This is a genomic window from Dyella sp. EPa41, from assembly GCF_016586165.1.
Taxonomy (GTDB): domain Bacteria; phylum Pseudomonadota; class Gammaproteobacteria; order Xanthomonadales; family Rhodanobacteraceae; genus Dyella.
The window spans coordinates 50,845-63,559 of record NZ_BCPR01000012.1 but is presented as its reverse complement, the minus strand read 5'-3'; the positions used below and the strand labels follow the sequence as shown (position 1 = coordinate 63,559).

Annotated in this window: 8 protein-coding genes; 6 read left to right on the top strand and 2 right to left on the bottom strand. The window is 67.9% G+C overall.

Going from position 1 to position 12,715, the window contains the following annotated elements:
* Positions 1-163 precede the first annotated feature (163 nt).
* The 3 genes from JMF82_RS06240 to JMF82_RS06230 are packed head-to-tail and all read left to right on the top strand — an operon-like array spanning position 164 to position 8,422.
* Positions 164-6,292 carry an Hpt domain-containing protein gene (locus JMF82_RS06240; RefSeq protein WP_201313668.1) on the top strand — a complete coding sequence of 2,043 codons (6,129 nt, stop codon included), beginning with the start codon at positions 164-166 and terminating at the stop codon, positions 6,290-6,292.
* A complete protein-coding gene (locus JMF82_RS06235; protein WP_201313667.1) occupies positions 6,285-7,949 on the top strand; it encodes a chemotaxis protein CheB in 1,665 nt (554 codons plus the stop codon). The genes JMF82_RS06240 and JMF82_RS06235 overlap by 8 nt, the downstream gene beginning before the upstream one ends.
* Positions 7,946-8,422 (top strand): chemotaxis protein CheW, encoded by a 477-nt coding sequence (locus JMF82_RS06230; protein WP_201313666.1) that lies wholly within the window; start codon positions 7,946-7,948, stop codon positions 8,420-8,422. Before JMF82_RS06235 ends, JMF82_RS06230 begins: the two co-directional genes overlap by 4 nt.
* A gap of 38 nt (positions 8,423-8,460) precedes the next feature.
* Here JMF82_RS06230 and JMF82_RS06225 read toward each other — a convergent pair whose 3' ends face one another.
* On the bottom strand, positions 8,461-9,195 hold the full coding sequence (locus tag JMF82_RS06225; RefSeq protein ID WP_201313665.1) for a 16S rRNA (uracil(1498)-N(3))-methyltransferase: 735 nt from the start codon (positions 9,193-9,195) through the stop codon (positions 8,461-8,463).
* 168 nt (positions 9,196-9,363) lie between these two features.
* Here JMF82_RS06225 and JMF82_RS06220 point away from each other — a divergent pair, with 168 nt between their 5' ends.
* Positions 9,364-9,714 (top strand): hypothetical protein, encoded by a 351-nt coding sequence (locus JMF82_RS06220; RefSeq protein WP_201313664.1) that lies wholly within the window; start codon positions 9,364-9,366, stop codon positions 9,712-9,714.
* 7 nt (positions 9,715-9,721) lie between these two features.
* On the opposite strand, the gene JMF82_RS06215 is transcribed toward JMF82_RS06220, so the two are convergent.
* Positions 9,722-11,083 (bottom strand): adenosylmethionine--8-amino-7-oxononanoate transaminase, encoded by a 1,362-nt coding sequence (locus JMF82_RS06215; protein ID WP_201313663.1) that lies wholly within the window; start codon positions 11,081-11,083, stop codon positions 9,722-9,724.
* Between the two features lie 61 nt (positions 11,084-11,144).
* Between JMF82_RS06215 and gspN the strand changes: the two genes are divergently transcribed.
* Both gspN and JMF82_RS06205 read left to right on the top strand, forming a co-directional pair.
* A complete protein-coding gene (gene gspN / locus JMF82_RS06210) occupies positions 11,145-11,936 on the top strand; it encodes a type II secretion system protein N (protein WP_201313662.1) in 792 nt (263 codons plus the stop codon).
* Entirely contained in the window at positions 11,929-12,711 is a 783-nt protein-coding gene (locus JMF82_RS06205) for an inositol monophosphatase family protein (RefSeq protein WP_201313661.1), read from the top strand. The genes gspN and JMF82_RS06205 overlap by 8 nt, the downstream gene beginning before the upstream one ends.
* Positions 12,712-12,715: the final 4 nt, after the last annotated feature.

Here is a 12,715-nt window from a genome sequence, read left to right as displayed (position 1 = left end):
CCTGACTACCCGTCAGGTGCGGCACCACGCATCACTCCCTGGCAAGCGCAGATGACCAACGCGGGCAATGGAAAGACATAGTTCAGGCTCTAATAACGATTTTCACAGGGGGCAACCTCGCCGGTTGCGTGACAAAGCGTTACGTGGCCGCTGAGAGGGGCGCATGAGACTTCAAGACAACATCGATTTCACCACCCTGCAGTGGGTCAAGCCCGAGCTCGACGAGACGCTCTCGGTCGCCCGCGAGGCGTTGGAGTCCTACGTCGACAATCCGGGCAACCGCGATGCGATGCGCTCCTGTGCGGACAGCCTGCACCAGGTGCAGGGCACGCTGCGCATGGTCGAGCTGTATGGCGCGGCGATGGTCACCGAAGAGATGGAGACACTCTCCATCTCGCTGCTCGAAGACCACGTGGCCGATCGCGAGGAAGCCTACGCCGCGCTGATGCGCGGCCTGATGCAGCTGCCCGATTACCTCGAACGCCTTTCCGGCGGTCATCGCGACGTGCCGGTGGTGCTGCTGCCGCTGCTCAACGACTTGCGTTCCAGTCGTGGCCAGCAGGCGCTGCACGAGTCGGCGCTGTTCACGCCGGACCTGGAAGTCGTGCTGCCGCCGCAGGCCCCGCACGCGCCGCAGACCATCTCGGTGGAACGCCAGCGCAGCGAGATCACCACGCTGCGCCTGCGTTTCCAGCAGCAGCTGCTCGGCTGGTTCCGTGGCCAGGGCAACGACCAGCAGCTGGGAGGCATGATCCAGACGCTGGACGCCATCACCGCGCGCTGCCAGAGCGTGCCGGGCCGCCGCCTGTGGTGGATCGCCGCCGGCGTGCTCGAGGGCGTGCAGCATGGCGCGCTGAAGGGTCAGGCGGGTGAAGTACGCCAGCTGATCGGCAAGGTCGATCGCAGCATCCGCCAGCTGGTCGAACATGGCGAAGCGAGCCTGCGTGGCGGCGACGCCGACGAACTCGCGCGCAAGCTGTTGTACGTCGTGGGCCAGGTCCGCCAGGGCAGCCCGCGCATGGAGCAGCTGCGCCAGACCTATGCGCTCGACGCGCTGCTGCCGGAGGCGAGCGAAGTCGAGCACGCGCGCGGCTCGATGTCGGGCCACAACCGCGCCCTGCTCGATTCCGTCGCCAAGGCGCTGAAGGACGACCTTCTGCGCGTGAAGGAGGCGCTGGACCTGTTCCTGCGCCAGGCCGACGCCGACCCGGCCCAGCTCGCCAGCCAGACCGAGGTGCTGGAGCGCGTGGGTGACACGCTGGGCATGCTCGCCCTGGGCGTGCCGCGCCGCGTGGTCAACGAACAGCGCCGCGTGCTGGATGAAATCGCCAACCGCGTGCGTGCGCCCGACGAAGAGCTGCTGCTCGACGTCGCCGGTGCGCTGCTGTACGTGGAGGCTTCGCTCGACGACCACATCGAAAGCCTGGGCGCCGAAGACGAACACGTGCCCGAAAGCGCCACCGCCATGCTGCCGCGCAGCGAGGCGCGCCATATCCTCGCCACGTTGATGCACGAGGCCACGGCCAACACCGGCAAGGTGAAGGACGCGATCGTCGCCTACGTGGAGTCGGGCTGGCAGCCGCAGCAACTGGCCGACGTCGCCACGCTGATGGATGAAGTCGCCGGCGCCATGCGCATGTTGTCGGCGCCACGCCCGGCGGAGCTCGCCGAAGGCATCGGCCGCTTCGTCGGCAACGAGCTTCTCGCCGACCGTCGCGTGCCCAGCAGCGCGCAGATGGATCATCTGGCCGACGCGCTGGCCGCGCTGGAGTACTACCTCGAGGCCGCACGCGAACATCGTGGCGGGCTGGAACACATTCTCGACGTCGCCGAGCACAGCCTGAGCACGCTCGGCTACTGGCCGCCGCCGGCGGCACGCGTCGTCGAACACGACGAGCTGGATGACGCGCCGGAGCACGTCGCCAAGACGGCCGAGGCGGCGCTGGCCGCCGCGTTGGCCAACCAGCCGGAATTGACCGAGAGCGTGAGCCTCGCCCATGGCGAGGATCTGTCTGGCCTGGTCGTGGGCCACAGCGAGACGCCGGAACCGGCGCCGCACGAAATCACCGGCCTGCGCCTCGCCGACAGCGAGCACATCAGCCCGCAGGAAGTCGTGGGCGCCGGTGAAGACGACTGGATCGAGATCGAAGAAGAAATCGTCGAAGAGGTGCCGGTCGCAGGCTCCACTGCTGTCGACGCCGGCTTCCACACCAGCACCGCCGGCATCGACGACGACATCCGCGACATCTTCCTGGAGGAAATGCAGGAAGAGATCGACAGCCTGCATGCCGCCCGCCAGGCGTGGCTGGTCGATCCGACGCGACTGGACGAGCTCACCTCGATTCGTCGCTCGTTCCATACGTTGAAGGGTTCGGGCCGCCTGGTCGGCGCCACCTTGCTGGGCGAGTTCGCCTGGAAGGTGGAGAACATGCTCAACCGCGTGCTCGATCAGTCGATCGCGCCGCACGAAGGCGTGCAGGCCGTGGTCTCGGCCGCCATCGATGCCTTGCCGCAACTGCGTGCCGCGCTGACCGGCCAAAACGTCGTGACGGCGCCGGTGGCTGCCATCATGGACACGGCCGAGCGCATTGCCGCCGGCCAGGAAGACGCACGTATCGCCGACGTGGCTCCGATGGCCACCGAAACGGTTCGCCGGGTGGTCCGCCGCCGCGTACCGCGCGTCCGCGCCTCCGCAGCCGATATTCCGTCGGACAGCCTGGCTGGCATCGAGCCGGTCGAGGAGGCGCCGGTTGCAACGGAAGATCATCTGATCGAAGCGCCGGTGATGCCGCCGATCGATCCGGTGCTACTGGAAATCCTGCGCAGCGAAGTGGCGCAGTACCTCGCCACGATCCGCACCAACATCAATCGCGGCGACGGCGAGTTGCGCGTCGACGATGGCCTGCTGCGTGCCGTGCATACGCTGCACGGCGCCATCGCCATGGTCGACATCCCGCTGCTCACCCAGCTGCTGTCCCCGCTGGAAAGCCTGCTCAAGCGCCTGCGCGCGGCCGGTTTGCCGCTGTCGGCCGAAGGCGTCTACCTGCTCAGCCAGAGCGCGGATGCCGTCGACCACGTGATGAACCAGTTCGACGCGCCGTCGCCGCAGTTGCCGGATCTCGACGGCCTGATCCAGCGCCTGACCGAGCTGCGCGACAGCCAGCCCGAGCCGCAGGTCGCCCACGTGCTGTTCGAACCGCATGCGGATGAACTCGACAGCGTTGCCGCCGCGGGCGAGGGCGCACACGAAGAAGCCTTGGGTGCTTCGCTCGATGCCGCGCTTTCGGATGCCTCCGGCCACGGCGCCGAGTGGGATGCCAATCTGGTCGCGCCGACCGAGTCGGCCAATGACAACTACGCGGACGAGTTGCTCGCCGCCTTGGGTGAATTCAACCTCGACGCGCACTTGCCGCCGGCCGGGCCGGTGGCGCCCGGGCCGGAGTCGACGGTCGGCTTGTCCTTGCCGAATGCCGGTGTGGACGAAGACCAGTTTGCCGACGTCTACGCCGAACTGCTCGGCGACGTGGAGTCGCTCGAGATCGCGCCTGCCGCCGAAGCGGTTGACCCCTTGGAAGAGGGCCTGGTCGCCGAGGAAATCGATCTCGACGAGGCCCTGGCCTTTGGGTTGATCGAAGAGCCCGCCGAGGCCGCGGAGGACGCGGCGTCCAACGTCACGTTCCACGTGGCGGCCGAAGACGTCGCCGCGATTTCCGAAGAGCCCGAAGCGGCCGAGGACATGGCGCCGGTCGACGCCGGCATCGACGTGACCGAGGAAAGCATCGAAGCGCTGGTTCCGGCCACCGAGTTCGCCATCGAGCCGCTGGTTGAGGCTGTCGTGGAGCCGGTGCCCGAGACCGTCGCCGAAGAGCCCGTCGCCGCGGCGCCTGCAGAGACGGCCGCGCCGTCGCAGGAAGTCGAGGACGAAGACGGCGAGGGCATGGTGTCGCCCAGCCAGATCGACCCCGACCTGCTGGAAATCTTCATCGAAGAAGCCCGCGAAATCCTCGACCACTCCGACGGCGTGCTGGCGCAGTGGCGCGTGGAGCCGACCGAGTCGGCGCACCTCGCCGAGCTGCAGCGTGACCTGCATACGCTCAAGGGCGGTGCGCGCATCGCCGGCATGGCGCCGGTGGGCGACCTTACCCACGCCATCGAAACGGCGCTCGAAAAGCCGTTGAACCCGGAGTCGGCGCAGTTCGGCGAACTGATCGCCGCGCTGGAGGCAGGCTTCGACCTGCTGCATGGTCTGGTCCAGCGCGTGTCGCATGGCAAGTCGATCGCTTACCCGCAGGCGATGATCGACCGCTTCCTCGGCATGGGCGAAGGCTCTTCCGAAGCGTCCGCCGCGCCGGCGTCGGCGACGCGGGTGCCGTTCCCCGAACGCGCCAAGCTGCCGGAGCTGTTGCCGGAAGAGCGCGAAGAGGCCGCGAGCACGTCGCAGGAACAGATCCGCGTCCGCGCCGAACTGCTCGACACGCTGGTCAATCACGCCGGCGAGGTGGCGATCTACCGTTCGCGCCTCGAACAGCAGGTGGCCGGTTACCGCTTCAACCTGGTCGAACTCGACCAGACCGTGCAGCGCCTGCGCAGCCAGCTGCGCATGCTGGAAATCGAAACCGAAGCGCAGATCATCGCACGCTTCCAGCGCGAGCATCGCGAAGCGGGCATGGCGGTGTTCGACCCGCTCGAGCTCGACCGCTTCTCGCAGTTGCAGCAGTACTCGCGCGCGCTGGCCGAGTCGGTATCCGACCTGGTGTCCATCCAGGGCATGCTCGACGAACTCACGCGACAGGCGGAAACGCTGCTGATCCAGCAGTCGCGCGTGAGCTCGGAGCTGCAGGAAGGCCTGCTGCGCACCCGCATGCTGCCGTTCGACACGATGGTGCCGAACCTGCGCCGCACGCTGCGCCAGGCCGCGCAGGAAGAAGGCAAGAGCGCCCAGCTGTACGTCGAAGGCGCTCACGGCGAAATGGATCGCAACCTGCTCGACCGCATCAAGGCGCCGTTCGAGCACATGCTGCGCAACGCGGTGGTGCACGGCTTCGAATCGCCGGCCGAACGCCGCAAGGCGGGCAAGCCCGAAGAAGGCGCCCTGCGCATCCGCGTGGCGCGCGAAGCCACCGAGGTGGTGGTGCGCGTGAGCGACGACGGCCGCGGCCTGGACCGCGAGGCGATCCGCACGCGCGGCATCGAGCGCGGCCTGATCCGTGCCGATACCCGCATCAGCGACGACCAGGTGCTTGCGCTCATCACGCAGCCGGGCTTCTCCACGGCCAGCGTCGTGACCCAGCTCGCCGGCCGCGGCGTGGGCATGGACGTGGTCGCGAACGAAATCAAGCAGCTCGGTGGCGCGCTGTCGATCGAATCGACGGCGGGCGAAGGCACCACCTTCGTGCTGCGCCTGCCGTTCACCCTCGCCGTCACCCAGGCCATCCTGGTGCGCATCGGCGAGGCCACCTTCGCCATCCCGATGACCTCGGTGCAGGGCGTGGCCCGCATCTCGCCGTCGGAGCTGGCGGAGCGCGTGGCCGAGGCCGAGCCGGTGTTTACGTATGCCGGCGAGGACTACAGCATCCACGATTTGTCCGACCTGCTCGGCATCGCGGCCAGCCACGCCACCGACGAAGAGCAGATCCCGTTGCTGCTGACGCGCTCGGGCGACCTGCGCGCCGCGATCCGCATCGACGCCGTGATCGGCTCGCGCGAAATCGTGGTGAAGTCGGTCGGCCCGCAGGTGAGTTCGGTGCCGGGCATCCTCGGCGCGACCATCATGGGCGACGGTTCGGTGCTGATCATTCTCGATCTCGCCCCGCTGGTCCGCCATGGCACCGCCCGTCGCCTGCAGCGTCTGGAAGAAGGCCTCAGCGCCGTCGCCACGCCGGTGGTGGAAGAGCCGCGCGTGCGTCCGCTGGTGATGGTGGTCGACGACTCGATCACCATGCGCAAGGTCACCGGCCGCGTGCTGGAACGCCACGAGTACGAAGTCACCACCGCGAAGGATGGTGTCGACGCGCTCGAGAAGCTGCATGACCGCGTGCCCGACCTGATGCTGCTCGACATCGAGATGCCGCGCATGGACGGCTACGAGCTGGCGACGCACATGAAGGCCGACCCGCGTCTGCGCGACGTGCCGATCATCATGATCACGTCGCGTACCGGCGATAAGCATCGCCAGCGCGCGTTCGACATCGGCGTGGACCGCTACCTCGGCAAGCCGTACCAGGAAGCCGAATTGCTGGCGCAGATCGGCGAGGTGCTGGAGCAGCGCACCCTGGAGTCGCTCAATGGCTGAGTCGTCGATCGCTGTTGCGCTTTTCTTCGACGATGTGGAACTGGGCGGCCAGCTGCGCGAAGCGCTCCGCGAGCGCGGTGCGCGGATCGTGCACGAAGGCGCGATGTCCACGCTGAGCCAAACCCTGCTGGACACTACCGGCGCGCAGGTGCTGGTGGTGAACCTGGACGAAGAGGCCGAGGACGAACTGGACCGCCTCTACGACGTGATCGATGGCGATTATCCGCGCGTGGTGTTCAACGACGCGCAGGCCAGCCGCAAGCTCGATGGTTGGGATCGCGCCCGCTGGGCGCGCCATCTCGCGGTGAAGGTGATGGCGCAGGGTGATCTGGATCCGCCGCGTCCGCACAATGCGGCCGTGGTGCCCGAAACGGTCGTCAGCGAAGTCGCGCCTGCCGAACCGGATGCATTCCAGGCCATGGCCGCATCGGAGTTCGAGCCGGAGCCGCTGCTGGACATCGCCGGGTCGCAGGCCGAGCCCGAGGCGACGATCGAAAGCGGCGAGGCGACGGCTGTTGCGGAAACGCTGGCCGCTGAACTCGAGGCGCTGATGGCGGCCGATGAGCCGCAGGCCGCGGAAGACGATTTCGGTTCGCTCAAATTCGTGACCGAGGACGAGCTGCCGCCGCTGCACGATGGCCACTTCGGCGTCGACACGCTCGCCACGCAAGGGCCGGCACCGGTCGAATTCGAGGCACAGGAGCCGGCTTCGCGCGTCATGCCGTCGTTCCAGCTCGATCATCTTTCGTTGTCGCCACTGGATGACTCGTTCATGCCGGGTGTCACCGGCGAGGCCACCACGAAAGGCTCGCCCTCCCTGCTGGGGTCGGCGTCGGGCTGGTCGCTGGTGGATGAAGAGGATGCGCCCGTCGCGGTCGCCGTCACGCCAGGCAAGTCCGCCGATTTCGGCATCGAAAAACTCAGCGCCGCGGAATACCTGGCGCCGGAAGGCGGCAGCGAGGAGGACTCCTTCCTCAAGCCGGGCATGACGCTTGAACTGGTATCGATCGAAGAAGCCATCGCGCCCAAGGCCTATGAGGGCGGGCACGAGATGGTGCTGTCGGATCTCGATGGCGCGATCAGCCGCATCCTGGTGATTGGCGCCGCCGCCGACAGCACCGATGCCGTCTGTTCGTTCCTGTCGCAACTGCCCATGGACCTGCGCGCCACGGTGCTGCATGTCCAGCACATGGGCGGCACCTCCGCCGAAACCGTGGCTGACCGGATGACGGGTCATTGCGGCCTGCCGGTGAACGTGGCGTCCCATGGCGCACGTGCGCGGATGGGCGAGGTGCTCGTGGTGCCCGCCGGGCAGCAGGCGCGCGTGCAGCGCGACGGCCGCATCGAACTGCAGCCGCTGGATGGGCAGGACGGACGGGGCAGCTCGCCGATCGATGCCAGCTTCACCATGGCGGCCAATGTGTTCGGCCGCAACGCGCTGGCGATCGTGTTCGCCGGACAGGCCAACGATGCGCTCGGTGGCTCGCAGGCCATCTACGACCGTGGCGGCCAGGTCTGGGTGCAGGCGTCCCCCGACTCGCACTTCACGGATATGGTGCATGGCATTGAAGCCGAGCGCCTCAACAGTTATTCCGGCACGCCCGCCGAGCTGGCGGCGCGCCTGGTCGAGGAGATATCGATGGAGGGCCGGCGATGAGCGAGCTACCGCTACCGCGTGAAATCCGCTGCGTGCTGGTGCCGGTGGGCAACCTGCGACTGCTGCTGCCCAACGCGACCGTGGCCGAAGTGATCACCCTGCCCACGCCCGAACCGGTGGAAGCCGCGCCGGCATGGCTGCTTGGCCGTATCGCCTGGCGTGGCTGGCGCGTGCCGCTGCTGTCCTTCAGCACGTTGGCAGGCGCCGGCGAGGGCGACAGCGAGCAGGCCGTTCGCGTGGCGGTGCTCAAGGCGCTCGGCGGTCATGCCGACCTGCCGTTCGTGGCCGTGGTCACGCAGGGCTTCCCGCGCCTGACCACGCTCAACGCGGAGCTGATCATTCCCACCCACGACGGCGCACCGCTGCCGCCGGGCGTGAAGGCCCAGGTGCTGGTACGTGACGACATCGCGGTCATCCCGGATCTGGAAGGCATCGAGGCCGAGCTGATCGAGTTGCTCGATCTCGCCAGCTGAGCACGCCGCTGCGCCGTCTCCATCGGGGCGGCGCGGCTTCAGATATCCCCGTGCAGTGCCTGCAGGGCTGCCAATGCAGCCAGGCCGGCCGTTTCCGTGCGAAGTATGCGCGGCCCCAGCTTGAGCCCCATGAAGCCCGCGTCGGCCAGGGCCGCCGTGTCGCGCTGGCCCAGGCCGCCCTCGGGTCCCACGACCAGCAGGCCACCCGCGGACGTGAAACGCAGTTGGCTGGCCCGCTGATCGCCTTCGGGCAGCAAAGCGAGGCGCAAGGCGCCGTCATCCGCCAATCCCTTCAGCCAGGCTTCCAGCGGAAGCGCGGGGCTCACTTCGGGCACGCAGGCGCGTCCGCTTTGCTCACAGGCACTGGCGACCACGGCGCGCCAGTGGGCGAGGCGCTTTTCCGCACGCGCTGCGTCGAGTTTCACTTCGGAGCGTTCAGTCAGCAGCGGGACGATGCGGGCGACTCCCAGTTCCGTCGCCTTCTGCACGATCAGGTCCATCTTCTCGCCACGAGCCACGCCCTGGGCGAGCGTCAGCGGCAACGGCGACTCGTTGGCGATCGCCTGGGCGGCCTGCACCAGCACCGTGACCTCACGCTTGCCGACGGTCTCGATGACGGCGGGGAAGTCGTGGCCGTCGCCGTTGAACAGCGTGACCGGGTCGCCGGCCACCAGCCGCAGCACGCGCGCCACGTGCTCGCCGGCCTGCGCCGGCAGGGCCAGTGCCAGGCCGACGGCAAGCGGCTGGTCGACGTGTATGCGAATGGTGCGCATGGCGCGTTCTATGATGGTGGAAACCGAAAGCATAACGGACAGCGGCGGGCCGTCTCACGCGCCGCGTGCGGCGGAAGCTGAACACGCGGCGACCACGACGGGCCTGGATTTGCCTGCCGAGTCGGGCAGGCGCAGGATGAAGTCGTCCCTCATTCCCGGAGGTGGAGCATGAACAAGTCCACGATGGCACTTTTTCTCGGCGTGGCGGTTGCCCTCGCGGCCAGCCCGCTGGCGATGGCGCAGAGCACGACACCGGCCACCGGCAACAGCATGCAGGCGCTGCCGGAGGGCCAGGTGCAGCCGCTTGGCTCGCAGGCGGTCAAGCAGGGCCCGCCAAGGCCCGGCGATCGCAGCTGCCTGCAGACGACGGGCAGCATGATTCCGGCCAAGCACGGCAGCTGCCTGACGGTGCCCGGACGCAGCTACAACCGCCAGGACATCCAGAACACGGGTGAAACCACCATGGGCCCGGCGCTGCAGAAGCTCGACCCGAGCGTGACCATCCAAGGCGGGCACTGACCGCCTGTCAGCCGGCGATGGCCCGCCCGATACCTTCGATGGCGGTGTCCACGAGCCGGTCGATCTCCTGCGTGGTGATCACGTAGGGCGGCATGAAGTAGATGACGTCACCCAGGGGGCGCAGCAACGCGCCCTGGGTGAGCCCGTGCAGATAGACCCGCAGGCCGCGCCGGTCGCTGGCGGGGAAGGGCGTGCGGCGATGCTTGTCCGCTACCAGTTCGACGGCGGCGATCATGCCGGTCTGGCGCACGTCGGCCACATGCGGGTGGTCGCGTAGCGCATCGAGCCGCCGTGCCAGGTGTGCCGCCAGTTCGCGATTGCGTTCGAGCACGGGTTCGTCGCGGAAGATCGCGAGCGTTTCGAGCGCCACGCGGCAGGCGAGCGGGTTGCCGGTGTAGCTGTGCGAATGCAGGAAGGCCTTGCCCGCGCTGTACTCCGCGTAGAAAGCGTCATACACCTGCGTGGTGGTGAGCACCGCCGACAGCGGCAGGAAGCCGCCGGTGAGTCCCTTGGACAGGCACATGAAGTCGGGCGATACGCCGGCCTGTTCGCATGCGAACAAGGTGCCGGTGCGGCCGAAGCCGACTGCGATTTCGTCGGCGATGAAGTGCACGGCGAACTCGTCGCACAGTGCGCGCAGCCCGGCCAGGTAATCCGGGTGGTACATGCGCATGCCGCCGGCGCATTGGACCAGCGGTTCCACGATCACAGCGCAAACTTCGTGGGCGTGCCGCTCAAGCAGGACGCGCAATTGGCCGAGTCGCCGTTGTGCGACCGCGGCTGCGCTTTCGCCGGGCTCTGCTTCGTAGGCGTCGGGCGAAGGCGCAAGGATGGGCGTGAGCAGCAGCGGCGCGTATGTCTTGCGGTACAGCGCCACGTCGCTGACCGACAAGGCGCCCAGCGTTTCGCCGTGGTAACTGCCGGTGAGCGCGATGAAGCGCGTCTTCTCGCCGTGGCCCTGGTTGAGCCAGTAGTGGAAGCTCATCTTGAGCGCCACTTCGATTGCCGCCGAACCATTGTCGGCATAGAACACGCGTTCGAGCCCGGGCGGCGTCACGCGCACCAGTTCCTCGGCGAGCGCCACCGCGGGTTCATGGGTAAAGCCGGCGAAAATCACGTGTTCCAGCGTGCGCGCCTGCTCGGCCAGCGCCGCAGCGATACGCGGATTGGCATGCCCGAACAGGTTCGTCCACCACGAACTGATGCCATCGAGATAGCGCCGGCCGTCGGTGCCGACCAGCCATGCGCCTTCGCCGCGCGCGATAGGCACCATGGGCACCGTCTGGTGATCGTGCATCTGCGTGCAAGGGTGCCACAGGCGGCTCAGGTCTCGACGCACCAGCGCGTCGGCAGCGGGAAGGGTGTTCATCCGGCTATGATCGGGGTTTCGAGCATGCCCGCTCAAGTCTTCCAAATCCCTGGGAATTGGTTTGAAGCATTGGCGTATCGCACTGGCCGGCCTGCTTGGCCTGCTGCTCATCGGCGTTGCCCTCGCGTGGTTCCTGCCCGCGCGCTGGGTGCTGCCGCTGTTGGCGGGTCGCCTCGGCGGCATCCAGTTGGAACAGGTGGGCGGCCTGCTCTGGGATGGTCATGCGGGCCACGTCGTGTCGGCCAGGGGCGAGGATCTGGGACGGCTGGACTGGCAGCTGTCGCGAAGCGCCTTGCTGCTGGGCGACCCCGAGTGCCTGGTCGACCTGCAGGGGCCGCGCCTGCAGTTTCATGGTCGCATGCGCGGCCGCAGCGCCACCGAGGCAACGTGGACGGACGTCCATATGCGCGTTGATCTCGACCTGTTGAACGCACACCTGACGCTTCCCGGCGGAAAACCGCGCGGAATCCTCGTGGCCGAGGCATCCAAGGCACAGTTGCAGGGCGGGTGGCCACTCGTACTCGATGCGCACCTGGAGTGGCAGGCGGCATCGTTGCGCACGCCTCGCCAGGGCGATGTGCCGCTGGGCACCTTGCGATTGGCCTTGCACGGCAGCAGTGGCGTGGTCGATGGTCATCTTTATGATGTCGGCAGTGGTCCACTGCGCATCGACGGCGCGTTGCAACTCAGCCCGCTGGCCTGGCGCTTCCATGCCGCGGCGGCGCCGCGCGAACCGATGCCCGCCTTGACTCGCTGGCTAGCCGCCTTCGGCCCGGTCGATGCCGATGGCGTCACGCACATCCATTACACCGGTGGCCTCGCGGCCACCATGTCCGGGGAAAATCATGGCTGAACCGAACCTGCCACACGCGCTTGCCGCGGCGCGCGAAGCCGCGCAGGCCGCTGCCGAGGTATTGCGGCACTACTGGCGTCGCGGCGTGGACGTCGAGCTCAAGAGCGACGACACGCCCGTCACCGTTGCCGATCGCGAGGCGGAAATGGCCATCCGCAAGGTGCTGCAACAGGCCTTGCCGCAGGCCTCGATCTACGGGGAGGAATTCGGGCGCGACGAGGGTAACCCCGAGCTGTTGTGGCTGGTGGACCCGCTCGACGGCACCAAGAGCTTCGTGCGTCGCACGCCGTTCTTCTCCACGCAGATCGCCCTGATGCATCGCGGCGAGCTGGTGCTGGGCGTTTCCAGCGCGCCGATCTATGGCGAGACCATGTGGGCCAGCGCCGGTGGCGGCTGCTGGTTCGAAGGCGAGCAGGTGCGCGTCGCGCCGACGGCGACGCTGGCGCAGGCATCGCTGTCCATCGGCAACGTGAAGTCGCTTACCGCCGATGCCCGCTGGGCCGAGCTGGGCGCCCTGATACGGGATACCAATCGCCTTCGTGGCTACGGCGATTTCTGCCACTACCACCTGCTGGCACGCGGCAGCCTGGACCTGGTGCTGGAGTCGGACGTGAACATTCTCGATGTCGCCGCACTAGCGGTGATCGTGCGCGAAGCGGGCGGGGTGTTCACCGATTTGGACGGCCAACCGCTTGGCCTGGATTCGCGCAGCGTGCTCGCCGGCACGCCTGCGATCCACGCCGCCGTATGGAAGCGCCTTCACGAGGCACGCTGAGAGG